Here is a 14282-nt window from a genome sequence, read left to right on the forward strand (position 1 = left end):
CAGTAGCTCCCGCTACTGGGAAGGCGCACGAGTCCACAGCCCCTACAGGTCGGCGACGATGCGTTCGGCCAGTGGCCGCGACGACGCCGGGTTCTGGCCCGTGTAGAGCTTGCGGTCGACCACCACGTGCGGAGCCCAGGCATCTACCGCATCGAATGTCGCACCCTGTCCACGCAAACGGTCTTCGAGAAGCCAGGGGGCCTTCTCCGCGAGACCCGCCTGTGTCTCCTCCTCGTTAGTGAACCCGGTTAGCTCGTAACCGTCGAAAAGCCATGAACCGTCCGCCTTCTTGGCCGGCAACAATGCCGCAGGCGCGTGACAGACGGCGGAGATCAGTTTCCCGGCGTCGTGGAACTCGACGAGCAGATCGCCGAACGATTCGGACACCGCCAGATCCTCCATCGGACCGTGGCCACCCGGCACGAACACCAGGTCGAAGTCCTTCACGTCGGAGTCCTCGAGGACTGCCGGTGAGTCGAGCCGCGGCTTCAGTCGGGCGAGGTAGTCCTTCAACTCCGCGGCACGTTCCTCACCGCCGTTCAGCTCGGCTGCCAGGCTCGTCTGATCGACAACCGGCGCCTTACCTCCCGGGGTCGTGATCACGACGTCGTATCCCGCCTCCTCGAATACACGGTGGGACTCGACGAGTTCCTCCGCCCAGTACCCGGTCGGATGGGCCGTCCCGTCGGCCAACGTCCAATGGTCGGCGGCGGTGACAACGAACAACACACGTGTCATGAAGGATCCTTAATTCGACTATGCGGACTCGTGGTGCAACACGAGAGAGTCAGCGATATTCCCACGGCGCTGTGCGCCAGAACGACCCGGCGCTGTGCGCCAGAACGACCCAGCGGCGTGCGTCACCCTGCGGTTGGGTCGAGGACGAAGTCGCGAACTACTTCCGTCACCGTGTGGTGGATCTTCTCGTGGAGCAGGTCGTGCCCGGCATGCTCGAACTCACGGAGTTCGAGGTTGACGATCTCCGCCGCCCACACCCGGACGGGATCGATCGGTGCGATCCGGTCGTCCACGCCGTGGACCGCGAGCAGTGGCATCTTCAGTGCCCGCAATGCATCCGCCGTCTGCGGAACTGCCGCGTCCTTCGGGGTCCCGCACAGAACGGCGGACCGGAACCCGAGCCCATGCCGAAGGAGGAGTTCCATCGCGACCGCAGCGCCGAGGGAATGCCCCATGAGCACGAGTGGAACGTCCCGCGCGGGCTCCGCGGCAAGCTGTGTCAGCAGTGCCGCGTCCTCAGCCAGATCAGCCACGGGCCCGGGGTGATCCCCCTCCGAAAGACCGTGTCCCGCCTGATCGAGTCCCCACACCCCGATTCGTGCCGCGTTCGCCCCACGCGCAAACCGATGATAGTGACCTGTGTGCTGCCCCAGTCCGTGGAGAAACACCAACTGTGCGACCGGTTGCCCTACTGCTGTCCAGTGCCGGTAGTGGACTCGCCCCGAATGGCCGTCGAAGAATGGCATAGCTGCCATTCTCGACCTGTCGGACTGTGATGGCACAATCCCCCTGTGTTCCTCCTCGATGGCACCATCGTCTACAGCGCCAGCGACATCGCCGCCGCCGCCACCTGCGAGTTCGCTTTGCTACGCAAGCTGGACGCGGTGCTCGGACCAGCCGGGGCCGAGGCATCCGGTGACTCCACCGATCCGATGTTGAGGCGCGCGTCCGATCTCGGTGACGCCCATGAACGTCGCCGACTCGAACGGTTCCGCGCAGAGTACGGCGACGGCGTGGTCACCTTCGACCGCCCCGGGCGCACCTGGCGCGACCTGTTCGACGCGAACCTCGCCACGGTCGAGGCAATCCGAGGCGGCGCCGACGTCGTCTATCAAGGCACATTCTTCGACGGCCGCTTTCTCGGTTTCTGCGACTTCGTGGTCCGCGACGGCGACACGTGGGCCGTGTACGACACCAAACTGTCGCGCCACGCCAGGGTCTCGGCACTGCTCCAACTCGCCGCGTACGCGGAAGCATTGGCCAAGAACGGAGTACCCACATCGCCATCGGTTCATCTCCTACTGGGCGATGACAGCGACTCTGTACACCCGCTCGGCGACATCTTGCCGGTGTACTCGGCGCGGCGGTCCGAACTCGAACGAATCCTCGACGAGCACCGCGGCGAGGAGGCAATCACCGAGTGGGGAGACCCCCGGTACACGGCGTGCGGCCGGTGCGACACCTGCGAACCGGAGGTCGAGAGCCACCGCGACCTCCTACTCGTGGCCGGAATGCGCTCGACCCAGCGGAGTCGACTGATAGCGGCCGGAATCGGCACCCTCGATGCGCTCGCGGCACACACCGGCAGCGTCGACGGTGTGGCCGAGAACACCCTCGCATCCCTTCGCGCGCAGGCGGCAATGCAGATTCGCCAAGAGTCTTCGGATCGCCCGGAGTTCGAGGTACACAGGGCGAAAGCACTGGGCGGGCTCCCGAAACCCGATGCCGGAGACATCTTCTTCGACTTCGAGGGGGACCCACTGTGGGCCGAGAACGGTTCCACGGACTGGGGTCTGGAATATCTCTTCGGTGTCGTCGAGGGCTCTGCCGACCACTCGGTGTTCCGGCCGTTGTGGGCCCACGACCGCGCCGAGGAACGGCGGGCTCTCGTCGACTTCCTCGGCTACGTCACCGAACGCCGCCGGCAGTACCCGAACATGCACATCTACCACTACGCCGCGTACGAGAAGTCGGCGCTGTTGCGACTGGCGGGACGACACGGGGTCAGCGAGGAGACCGTCGATTCCCTACTCCGCGAGAACGTTCTCGTCGATCTGTATCCGGTGGTGCGGGCGAGCCTGCGGATAGGTGCACGTTCCTACAGCATCAAGAAGCTCGAGCCCTTGTATATGCCCGAGCAACCGCGCGACGGCGACGTCACCAACGCCGCGGCGTCCCTTGTCGCCTACGCCGACTACTGCGAACACCGCGACAACGGCCGGAATGACGAGGCGCGCGCGCTACTGCGGGGTATCGCCGACTACAACAAGGACGACTGCGATTCCACGATGAAACTGCGCGACTGGCTGGTCGAACAGGCCGAGACACACGAGATCGGATTCCGTCCGCCGGGCGAGGCGCCGACCCTGGTGCCGGACGAATCGACCCCGGCCGAAACGGCGCTGCGCGAATTCGCCGGACCCGGCCCGAGTGAGTTCCGTGGGCACGACCAGCAAGCAGCAGCCCTCATGGCGGCGGCGGTCGGCTATCATCGACGCGAGCGGAAGCCGTTCTGGTGGGCACACTTCGATCGGCTCGGCGCGTCGCACGACGACCTTTCGGACGTCCGAGACGTCCTGCTGGTGTCCTCGGCCGTCGTCGAGGAGGACTGGCACAAGAGCACTCCACGCCAGCGTAAGCTTCGCCGACGCCTTGAGTTGACCGGTCGTTTCGGGACCGGCAGCACGGTCGGGCCCAAGACCACGATGTATGCGTTGTACGACGACCCCGTCCCCGAAGCAGCGGCGAGCGACGACCCGCAAGAACGCGGAACCTGCACGGTCAACGTTCTTGCGGTGGGAAAGGACAGCCGTCGCCGCGACGTCGTGACTGTCGAAGAACTCCTCAGCGGAGAGGAGTACGGACAGCTCCCGATGGCGATCACCCCCGGACCGCCGATCACCACCGATCGCATCGAATCCTCCATCGCGGCAGCGGCAACCGACATGTGTTCGGCGCTGCCGGAACTCCCACGCTGCTCGTCGGTTGACATCCTCCGCAGATCCGACCCGCGGACGAGGAGCGGCAATCCTCTACCCCCAGTCGACGGCACCGACTATGCGGGAGCGATTACTGCGGCACTGCTCGACCTCGACGACTCCTACGTCGCCGTGCAGGGACCGCCCGGTACCGGTAAGACCTACACCGGCGCTAGGGTGATCAAGGCGCTGGTCGAGAATCACCACTGGCGGATCGGCGTCGTCGCGCAGTCTCATTCGGTGATCGAGAACATGCTCGGCGGCGTCGTCAAAGCTGGACTACCTGCCGAACTCGTGGCGAAGAAGGATGGGCGGCATGGCGCCGCGACATGGACCGACATCAGCGCCAACGACTACGCCGGGTTCATCGACCGGACCGGGGGCACGGGGTGCGTGCTCGGCGGGACGGCCTGGGACTTCGCGAACACCGACCGCGTACCGCCGGGCAGTCTCGACCTCCTCGTCATCGACGAGGCAGGGCAATTCGCTCTGGCCAATACCATTGCAGTCGGCAGCGCGGCGCGCAATCTACTTCTCCTCGGCGATCCTCAACAACTCCCTCAGGTCAGCCAGGGCACCCACCCCGAACAGGTGGATGCGTCGGCTCTCGGTTGGCTGGCCGAGGGCCATGGGGCGCTGCCCGCGGGCCGCGGGTACTTCCTCGAACGCACCTGGCGGATGCATCCGCAGCTGTGCGAGCCTGTGTCGACTCTGTCGTACGAGGGAAGGCTCAGTTCACAGGACTCCACCACCGCTGCAAGAAGACTCGACGGCGTGGCCGCGGGCGTGCATACAGCCTTCGTCGACCACCAGGGCAACGCAACCCAATCCTCCGAGGAATCTCGGGAAGTGGTCAACCGGATCACGAAACTGCTCGGCTTCCGTTGGGCCGACCCCAGCGAATTCGAGGGAACCCGCCCCCTCGACGAGTCGGACATCTTGGTGGTGGCGCCCTACAACGCGCAGGTGAGACTGATCGAAGGCGACCTCGCCACGGCCGGATTCGAGAAGGTCGAGGTCGGGACCGTCGACAAGTTCCAGGGACGGGAAGCTGCCGTCGCGATCGTCTCGATGACAGCTTCCGCAATCGAGGATGTGCCGCGCGGCATGTCGTTCCTGCTCTCCCGCAACCGGATAAACGTTGCCATCTCACGCGGCAAGTGGGCTGCGATCATCGTCCGTTCGGAATCGCTGACGCAGTACACGCCGACCACTCCCGAGGGATTGATCGAACTGGGGGCCTTCATGCGGCTTACCGGTCAACCGAAGCACTGACCTTCGCCGCGATAGGTGGGCACCGCGGTGCGGGATCCGTCCGCATCCACTACGTGTACCTCGGCGAACCGTTCGCACAGTTCGCCCGCCTTCGCGTGCCGAAACCACACACGGTCGCCGATACCGAGAGTTGCTGCTGCCCTTCCGGTGACGGGGGTCTGCACTTCCCCCGCACCCTCGTTGCGCAGAAGCTTCAGCCTGGACGGCCGCATCGGCCTGGGCACACGACTGCCGCTCGCGGGACCGGAGGCGATGTAGCCGCCGCCGAACAAGGTCGCGATGTTCGGCGCAGGCCGCCGTGCCGTCGCCAGCGCGAAATAGAGGGCAGGATGCGGACGAAACGCTCGATAGTCGTCGAAGAGCGTCGGGACGTACAGACCCGAACCGGCCGTAACCTCGGTGACGACGGGGTCCGCGGAACTCACCTCGAGTGAACCGGTGCCACCGCTGTTTACGATCTCGAGTACCCCCACCTCGGACTGCACGGCGTTTACCACAGCACTGCGCCGGGTCGCGAGTTCCTTCGCCGACGCCCTCTTCATCCAACCGATCGGCGGGCTGGTGTCCGGCAGCCCCGCGATCTGCGCCTCGTAGAACATGACGCCGACGACGGCGAACCCCCTCTTGTCGGCCCGCTTGCCGAATGCCGCGACTGCCGCCGGTTCGCGCAGCGGCGATCGGCGGACACCGATGTGAACGGGACCGAGGCGCAGTGACGCGTCGACGTCGATGCACAACCGGGCACGCAGGGATGTGGTGCCGGCAGCATCGAGTATGAAGTCGAGTTGGTCTTCGCTGTCGACCATCAGTGTGATCCGGTCCAACAGTTCGGGATCGGAGGATAGTTCCGCGAGTGCTCCGCGGTCGGAGGTCGGGTAGCCCATCAGAATGTCGTTCGCGCCGTGTCGCGCGAGCCACATCGCCTCGCGCAACGAGTACGCCATGATCCCGCGGAAGCCGTCTGCGCCCGTCAGCTTCTCACCCAGGGCAACCTGCAGGACGGCGCGGCACCGGACGGACTTGCTGGCGACCCGGACGGGAGTACCGCCCGCACGCCGCACAAGATCGGCGGCATTGCCGCGCAACGTGGGAAGGTCGAGCGCCGCCAACGGCGGGTCCACCTCCGTCGTCGAGGCGATAAGACGGTCGAGCGTGGGAGTCACAGTTCTTCCAATCGTTTTCAATCCGTCGCGTCAGTCAACCATCAAGTTGGACGCTTGTATAGATCAATTATGGCCGGTCGGCGATCACGACTGTTCGACAGCCTTCGCCGCGATAGCGTGCACCGTCTCGTCCAGTGCCTCGATCATCGCCTCGCTATCCCTGTCGACCAGCCACCGCAGCACTACACCGTCCACGCAGGCCAACCCGAAACGCGCGATCTGCTCGACGGGAGGCCCCCAGTGCACTCCGGCAATGTTCGCACACGCCGAGAGGAAGTCGACGGCTTCCGCATCCATCTTTCTATACTGCTGACCTGCAATGTCTGCGGAACCCTCGGCCACAAATGCACGCTGCCGCAACGCTTGGGCCGTGATCTCGTACGTCAGTAGCTGGCGACCCGGCGTGGCCTCGATCATCGGCAGCATTCCACTGATCCCGATGTGGAGGAGTTCACGCAGCCCGGCGATTCCACGCAGATTCGGAGCATGCCGCACCTCACCGAACGCCAGGCGCGTCGACTCGCTCAACTGCGAAACCAGGCTCTCGCCCATCGCGGCGAGGAGTTCCTCCTTGCTTTCGAAGCAGTAGTGCACAACACCGAGGGAGACACCCGCCTCCTCCGCCACCGCACGCACGGTGACCGACGCGACGCCGCGCTGCTCCGCGATGGTCAACGCCGACTCGACGAGTTGGGCACGACGCTCATCCGCAGGAAGTCTCTTCAGCATTCTTCGATCGTAGAACCTGCCCGGTGTCCGAGTCGTCAACAACACGGAGCCCCGATGGGCTACCCCACAATTTTGCTTGGACAGGCGTCCATGTTCTCATGAACATATGACACAGGACACATGGCGCAACTGGGCGGGCACCGAGACGGCGAATCCGAAACGCTTCGCAACTCCGCGTTCAGTCCAGGAGTTGAGCGCTCTTGTTTCCGGCGCCGCGCGGCAGGGACAGCATGTCAAGGCCGTGGGGGCCGGACATTCGTTCACCGGAGTCGCCGTCACCGACGGGATCCTCGTGAGCCTCGACGCAATAACCGGGGTCGACTCCGTGACACCCGACGAGGCAGGCGGCGCCCTCGTCACCGTATTTGCCGGCACCCGACTTCGCGATCTCAACGAACAACTCTGGCAACACGGCCTCGCCATGACCAATCTGGGCGACATCGACGTGCAGTCGATCGCGGGCGCACTCTCCACCGGAACCCACGGCACCGGAGCTCGATTCGGAGGTCTCGCCACCCAGGTCCGCGCCCTGCAGATCGTACTGGCAGACGGTTCGGTGGCCGACTGTTCTCCCACGCAGAACCCCGAACTGTTCGAGGCGGCCCGACTGGGACTCGGCGCGATCGGGATCATGTCGAAGGTCACGATCCGGTGTGTTCCCAGATACGTGATGCACGCCGTCGAGGCGCCCGAGTCATTGGACGCCACACTGGATCGGCTCGACCACGACCGCAGCACCGTCGACCATTTCGAGTTCTACTGGTTCCCTCACACCCGCCGCGTGCTGACGAAACGCAACACCCGACTGTCCGGTGACACTCCGACGTCGCCAATTCACCCAATACGCTCCTACATCGACGACGAACTGCTCTCCAATGTCGTGTTCGAGGGCGTCAACCGGCTCGCCACCCGCATGCCTTCGGCGATCCCCAAGATCAATCGCCTCTCCTCCCGCGTCTTGAGCGCGCGCGAGTTCACCGATCGCAGCTATCGGGTCTTCGCATCGGAGCGGCGTGTGAAGTTCCGGGAGATGGAGTACGCCATTCCTGCCGAGGCACTTCCCGAGACGCTCGCGGCGATCGACCAGTGGGTGGAGAAGTCGGACTTCACAGTGGCATTCCCCGTCGAGGTCCGGTTCGCCGCCGCCGATGACGTGTGGCTCTCGACGGCGAACGGGCGCGAAACCGCGTACATCGCGGTCCACCAGTACCACCGCCGCGACCATGAGCGGTATTTCTCCGCGGTCGAGGCCATCGCCCGCGACGTGGACGGCCGGCCGCATTGGGGAAAGATGCACGGCCGCACCGCCGACGACTTGCGGCCTGCCTACCCGAACTTCGACGAGTTCGTGGCCGTGCGCGACAAGTACGACCCGCAACGCATGTTCGACAATGCATACCTACAGCAGGTCCTCGGTCGGTGACCTCGACTGACCGGATCGTCAGCCGCGTAGGAGTTCCGCCTTACGTGCGTCACTCGCGAACGAGGCCTTGATCGAGTTGCGTGCCAAGGTTTCCCGCTCGTCATCGGTCAAACCGATCTGGTGCCTCAGTGCGGAGAAATTGTCGTCCACATATCCGCCGAAATACGCGGGGTCGTCGGAATTGACTGTCACCAGCAGTCCGGCCTCCATCATGGTCCTCAGCGGGTGATCGGCCAGGGAGTCGACGACGCACAACCTCACGTTCGACAACGGGCACACGGTCAGCGGCACTTCCTCATCCACTAGCCGGGCTACCAGAGCCGGGTCTTCGAGAGCCCGAACCCCGTGGTCGATGCGCTCGGCGCCGAGGAGATCGAGCGCCTGCCAGATATAGTCCGGCGGGCCCTCCTCTCCCGCATGGGCCACTACATGCAACCCCTCGGCGCGCGCGCGAGCGAACACGTCCTCGAACAACGATGGGGGGTTGCCTACCTCGGCCGAGTCCAGGCCCAGCCCGACTATCGGAGTCTGCAATCGGATGATCTCCGAGAACACTTCTTCCGCCTCTCGCACCGGACGGTCCCGCAAAATAGCGGCGATGGCAGCACTACTCAGCCCGAACTCCCGTTCACTGGCCGCCACCGCGTCCATGATCCCGTCGAGTACCTCATGCAGCGGAACACCGCGATTGACGTGAGCTTGCGGATTGAAGAAGAACTCTACGTGGGCGACCCCGGCGGAAGATGCCCTCGCGAAGTACGCGCGCGTGAGGTCGGCGAAATCCTGGGCCGTCCGCAGAACCTGCATGTTGGCGAAGTAGAGGTCTAGGAAAGACTGCAGATCGGTGAACTCATATCGCGAGCGGAGATCATCTAGGTCCGCGTAGGGCAACCGCACGGAATTTCGTTCGGCCATCTCGAAGATCAGCTCGGGTTCGAGGGATCCCTCGATATGCATGTGCAACTCGGCGACGGGAGAACTCACGGGGTAATACCTGCCTTTCGCACCGCCTTGGCAGCGATGTCGCCATCGACGATACGGACGAATCCGTCGCCGTCGATAGTCGCGGTGTCGCCGGTGTGGAACCAGTCACCTGTGAAACTTTCCGCCGTGACCTCCGGGCTGTTCCAGTACCCGCGCATCACTCCCGGCCCACGACAGAGCAATTCGCCGAATCCACGGGCGGCGTCGGGACCGAACAGAGCCACTTCCATACCGCCGAAGGCAATTCCCACACTCCCCGCGTGCGAGAGGGCACATTCGTCAGGCAGCGCCAGACCTGTGCCGCAGGTCTCGGTCATTCCCCAGCAGAGAATGTGCTTCGCATCCGGGAACATCCTGCGCAGCAACCGCGCCTGTTCGGCGGGCAGACCGGCCCCGCTGTAGTCGATCCAGCGCACTGCGCGGCGGCCGAAGCTCGTCACCCGTGAGTTCTCCACTGCCCCCAGAAGAACGGCGGGTGACGCGGTGAGCACGTCGGCTCCAGTTCCACGCCACGACGCTGCATCGCTGCTCGCGGTCAACAGGACCGTCCCGCCGATTACCAGTGTCGACAGCAGTTCAACGAGCGATCCGACCGTATGCAGTTCAGGATCGACCAGCAGATTACGCAGCCCCTCGGAGCTGAAGCCGCGCGCATAAATCACGGATTCGATGGTCGACAGGAGATTCTCGTTGCTCAACTCCACACCCCTCGGGAAGTCCGAGGTGCCGGGAGCGTACGACAGCAGCACCAACTCTTCGGGGCCGGCACCGTCGTCGATGTACGAGACACCCTCCGGCAGTTCACCGTCGAGGGTCAGCACCGACGCGCTGTCGGCGATCACCATTCCGGTCTGCGTGTCGTCAAGCGCCGGACTGACTCCAACAGGCACACCACCGGCGAGCAGCACTCCGAGGAAGGCCTCCACCCAGCGCACTGCCACAGGCTGGCGAACGGCGACCCGGTCGCCGATCTCGACGCCTCTCTCCTTCAACCCGCCTGCCACCCGCGACGCCGACTTCCACAATTGCGAGAAGGTGACCGACCGACCGCCGTCTTCCTCAACGGCTACGCGGCCCGCGTAGCGGTGCACGGCAACGTCGAGCAGTTCTGTGAGCGACGGATTGAGTCCGCCATACCGGAGGATGCCGTCGTGAGCACGGACCACCCTGTCGTCGTGGAAGAAAGGGCCATTGCACGAGTACTCGACGAGAGATGACGGCATCTGTACCTCCGCTGATGACACTGGTGCGCGATCGGAACGGTGCCACAACTATATGAGACGTCGGTCACAAGGTGTGGGGAGTGCGCAGAAGAGGTCTAGCGGCCCTGGTACGTCGCCTTACCCGGTCCGACGTCGAGGAAACTGCGCACCGCACCGCGGAGGTCGTCGGTCGCGAACAACGCACCAGACACGTCGGGCGTGATCGAGTCGGCGTGCGCGACTCCACCCGACCGCCACGCGGAAATGATCTGCTTCGTGGCGTCGTGTGCGCGCGTCGGTCCGTCTGCGAGTCGTGCGGTGAGCGCACGTGCCGCGGAGTCGACGTCCTCGTGGACAGCGTTGACCACACCCCAACTCTGCAGTGTTGTGGCGTCGTAGAGGTCACCGGTCATGACTAACTCGCGGGCGCGGCTGGATCCCGCACGCTCGGCCAGGCGCTGCGGACCACCCATCGACGGTGTGAGGCCCACGACGGCCTCGACGAGGCCGAACTTCGCCCGCGGGGCGGCGAGGATGATGTCGCAGGCGAGCGCGATCTCGAAGGCTGCGGTCAGCGTCAATCCATGCGCTGCGTACACAACGGGGCACGGCAATACCTCGAGAGGATGACAGATCGCGGCGAACAACTCCTGCCACAGGTCGGCCGCCGACTCCGCAGTGAGCCCGGCGAAGAGTTTCACGTCCACCCCAGCCGAGACCACTTTCCCCTCGGCACGCAACAGCACCGCGCGCGGCGGACTCTCGGTGAGAGCCGCGACATCCGCCCGCAAAGCGTCGAACATCGACTGGTCGAAGAGGTTGAGCGGTCCGTGGGCGAAAGTCAGGATCGCCATCTCGGCGCCGGCGTCGGTGCGGACACGGTCGAGTCGGGTGGGATTCGCGGCTGCAGGCTCAGTCATCCCGCCAGACTGCCACATTAATCGCGCCTACGATCGGGTTGTGGACTCGCTGCGCTCGGCGCTGGCCGATGCCGTCGGAGAACGGTTCTTGACCTCCGACCGCGACGTGCTGGCCAGCCGCGCCACCGACCACACGGGTCGCTACAGTGGGAGGGCGAGCGCACTCGTCCGGCCCGCCGATACCGCGGAAGTCTCGGCGGTCCTGGGTATCTGCCGTCGGGCTGGGGTCAAGGTCACCGTGCAGGGTGGCCGCACCGGCCTCGAGGCGGGCACGGTCCCGGAACACGACGACGTGCTGCTGTCCACCGAGCGACTGACCTCGATCGGCGACGTCGACCGCGAGGAGTTGCGGGTCACCGTCGGGGCCGGTGTCACGCTGTCTGCTCTGCAGAGGACCGTAGCCGCGGCAGAACTTCTGTTCGGTGTCGACATCGCCTCCCGAGACTCCGCGACGATCGGAGGGATGGTGTCGACCGACGCGGGCGGGTTGCACACCGTGCGGTTCGGGCACATGGCTGCCCAGATGCTGGGTCTGGAGGTGGTGCTTCCCGACAGCGAGATCGTCCGGCGCCGTAGGCGTGTGAGTGCCGAGAACTGCGGATACGACTTGCCCGCATTGTTTGCGGGCAGCGAGGGCACGCTCGGCGTGATCACCGCCGCCGATCTCGCCCTCCACCCCGTCCCGGCGCATCGCGTAGCCGCTCTAGCCGGCTTCGCGCACCTGTCCCAGCTGATCGAGGCGGTGCGAGTTCTCCGCCGTCTCGACGGTGTGGATGCGGTGGAGATGCTCGACGGACGGGGCCTCGAATTGGCCTCCTCCCGCCTGGGATTCGCGGTTCCCACCAAACTGCCGTGGTATCTGCTGGTGGAACTGGCGGGAGCGTGGGACCGCACCGAGGAGTTGGCCGGGGCTCTGGAACGGTGCGATCCCGACGACGAACCCGCCGTCGGGATCGATTCCGCCGGCCGCGCCCGGGTGTGGGCGGCACGCGAGGCCTTCGCCGAGGTAGTCGGATTGTTCGGCGCCCCGGTCAAGTTCGACGCCGCACTCCCCCTCGACACCCTCGCTGCCTTCGTCGAGAACGCCGTCGCGCTGGTGTCGAATCGAGTACAAGGCGCCATTCCGGTGCTGTTCGGGCACGTTGCCGACGGCAACGTACACCTCAACGTGCTCCGCTGCCCCGACGAGTCCGTGCTCTACCACCCGGTGGCCGAGTTGGTCCGCGATCACGGGGGTGTGATCGCCTCCGAGCACGGTGTCGGTACCCACAAACGGAACTATCTCGACTTCGCGCGCAGCCGTGAGGACATCGCCGCAATGTGGGCGATCAAGCGCGCCTTCGATCCCGACGACTACCTCAACCCTGCAGTGATGTTTCCCGACTGGGTACGGCAGCCGAGCTGACCTCGGTCTCGCTCCGGCGCACCGGCCGCGCGAAGCACACCGAGGCGACGAATCCGACGAGCAGGATGGCCGCCGGCAGCCATACCGACTGTGACATGGCGGTGCTGAACGGCTCCTTCACAAACGCGGGCAGTTCGCCCACACCCCCCTCAGAACTTCCACCGCTCAACCCCTGGGCGGACAGGCGGGCGGTAATGAGAGCACCGATCGCGGCACTACCGAGCACCGCACCGACCTGACGTGTGGTGTTGTAGACGCCGGCGCCGGCACCTGCCTGATGTTGCGGAAGGTTATGGGTTGCGGTGGCAGCCAGCGGCGACCAGATGCACGCGTTGGCCAGGCCAATCAGCCCGATGGGCAGCATCAATTCCCAGATCGCGGCGTCGGGCGTCATGACCAGGGCCAACCATCCCAGTGCGACGGCGAACAGCAGGAAACCCGTGCCGGCGATGTACCGCGGATGCGTCCGGTCCACAAGTTTGCCAACGAAAGGCGCGAACACCCCGGTGAGGACGGCCATCGGCACCAACAACAGCGCCGACGCGGTCGGTGACAGTCCACGCACCGCCTGGGTATAGAACATCAGCGGCAGCACCATCGCGGTGATCGCGAAACCCATCGAGGTGATGGCCACGTTGGCGAGGGAGAAGTTTCGGTCGCGAAACAGCCCCAACGGCAGCAGCGGCTCCTTCTTGTTCCACGACTGATACCAGACGAAGACACCGAGGAGGATCAGTCCGGCGGCGATCGATGCCAGCACGGTCGACGACCAGTCCTGGGTGCTGCCTTCCTGGATTCCGAACACGAGAAAGAACATGCCGAGCGCGCTGAGGACGACGCCCGGAATATCGAACTTGTGCTTGTGGGTCTCGAGCGACGGAACCAGACGCCACGCCAGCACGAAGGCGATCACACCGATCGGCACGTTGACGATGAAGATCCACTCCCAGCCGAGGTTGTCGACGAGCACCCCGCCCGCAAGCGGTCCCACCAATGTGGCTACGCCTGCGACCGCGCCCCACAGACCCATCGCCGTGCCACGGCGGTCGGGCGGGAACGTGCGAGTGATGACGGCCATCGTCTGCGGCGTCATCAGCGCGGCGCCGAGTCCCTGGAACACCCGTGCCACGATGAGTGTGGTGACAGTGTCGGACAGACCGCACCACAGCGATGCCGCCGTGAACAGAATGAGCCCGATCATGTAAATGTTCTTCGGGCCGAACCGATCACCCAGGCGGCCGGTCACCAGAAGGGGAACCGCGAACGCCAGCAGGTAGGCACTGGTGACCCAGACGACGCTGTTGATGTCGGTATTCAGCGCGCTCATGATCGCGGGGTTCGCCACCGCCACGATGGTGCTGTCGACGAGGATCATGAAGAACCCGATGACCAGGGCCCACAGGGCCGGCCACGGATTTCGATGCTCGGGTGGTGAGGCATCGGGTGCGGTGCGCTCGGTATCCAT

General features: G+C 65.1%; 11 protein-coding genes. 3 read left to right on the top strand and 8 right to left on the bottom strand.

All coding sequences use genetic code 11. The features are described from left to right. Positions 1-42: 42 nt before the first annotated feature. On the bottom strand, positions 43-738 hold the full coding sequence (locus RM2_RS03425; protein ID WP_072687420.1) for a type 1 glutamine amidotransferase domain-containing protein: 696 nt from the start codon (positions 736-738) through the stop codon (positions 43-45). A 122-nt stretch (positions 739-860) separates the two neighbouring features. Next, positions 861-1484: an alpha/beta hydrolase gene (locus tag RM2_RS03430; RefSeq protein WP_072687421.1), complete on the bottom strand. Its 624-nt coding sequence runs from the start codon at positions 1482-1484 to the stop codon at positions 861-863. 45 nt (positions 1485-1529) lie between these two features. Here RM2_RS03430 and RM2_RS03435 point away from each other — a divergent pair, with 45 nt between their 5' ends. Then, positions 1530-4991, top strand: a complete 3462-nt coding sequence (locus tag RM2_RS03435) for a TM0106 family RecB-like putative nuclease (RefSeq protein ID WP_072687422.1) — start codon at positions 1530-1532, stop codon at positions 4989-4991. Here RM2_RS03435 and RM2_RS03440 read toward each other — a convergent pair. Both RM2_RS03440 and RM2_RS03445 read right to left on the bottom strand, forming a co-directional pair. Then, on the bottom strand, positions 4976-6154 hold the full coding sequence (locus RM2_RS03440) for an amino acid deaminase/aldolase (protein ID WP_072687423.1): 1179 nt from the start codon (positions 6152-6154) through the stop codon (positions 4976-4978). The two genes, RM2_RS03435 and RM2_RS03440, sit on opposite strands and share 16 nt — an antisense overlap. Positions 6155-6238: 84 nt before the next feature. After that, positions 6239-6883, bottom strand: a complete 645-nt coding sequence (locus RM2_RS03445) for a TetR/AcrR family transcriptional regulator (RefSeq protein ID WP_072687424.1) — start codon at positions 6881-6883, stop codon at positions 6239-6241. A gap of 106 nt (positions 6884-6989) precedes the next feature. Here RM2_RS03445 and RM2_RS03450 point away from each other — a divergent pair, with 106 nt between their 5' ends. After that, on the top strand, positions 6990-8306 hold the full coding sequence (locus RM2_RS03450; RefSeq protein ID WP_072687425.1) for a D-arabinono-1,4-lactone oxidase: 1317 nt from the start codon (positions 6990-6992) through the stop codon (positions 8304-8306). Positions 8307-8324: 18 nt separating this feature from the next. Here the strand turns inward: RM2_RS03450 and RM2_RS03455 are convergent, their stop codons facing one another. The 3 genes from RM2_RS03455 to RM2_RS03465 form a co-directional block, all read right to left on the bottom strand. After that, positions 8325-9290 carry an adenosine deaminase gene (locus RM2_RS03455; RefSeq protein ID WP_072687426.1) on the bottom strand — a complete coding sequence of 322 codons (966 nt, stop codon included), beginning with the start codon at positions 9288-9290 and terminating at the stop codon, positions 8325-8327. Beyond that, the gene (locus RM2_RS03460; protein ID WP_072687427.1) at positions 9287-10513 is read right to left on the bottom strand and encodes a class I adenylate-forming enzyme family protein; all 1227 of its coding nucleotides are present in this window, start codon (positions 10511-10513) and stop codon (positions 9287-9289) included. Before RM2_RS03460 ends, RM2_RS03455 begins: the two co-directional genes overlap by 4 nt. A gap of 95 nt (positions 10514-10608) precedes the next feature. Beyond that, a complete protein-coding gene (locus RM2_RS03465; protein WP_072687428.1) occupies positions 10609-11412 on the bottom strand; it encodes an enoyl-CoA hydratase/isomerase family protein in 804 nt (267 codons plus the stop codon). A gap of 40 nt (positions 11413-11452) precedes the next feature. On the opposite strand from RM2_RS03465, the gene RM2_RS03470 reads away from it, so the two are divergent. After that, on the top strand, positions 11453-12817 hold the full coding sequence (locus tag RM2_RS03470) for an FAD-binding oxidoreductase (RefSeq protein WP_072687429.1): 1365 nt from the start codon (positions 11453-11455) through the stop codon (positions 12815-12817). Here the strand turns inward: RM2_RS03470 and RM2_RS03475 are convergent. Then, a complete protein-coding gene (locus tag RM2_RS03475; protein WP_072687430.1) occupies positions 12771-14282 on the bottom strand; it encodes an MFS transporter in 1512 nt (503 codons plus the stop codon). The two genes, RM2_RS03470 and RM2_RS03475, sit on opposite strands and share 47 nt — an antisense overlap.

Source organism: Rhodococcus marinonascens NBRC 14363 (genome assembly GCF_001894885.1).
GTDB classification, from domain to species: domain Bacteria; phylum Actinomycetota; class Actinomycetes; order Mycobacteriales; family Mycobacteriaceae; genus Rhodococcus_F; species Rhodococcus_F marinonascens.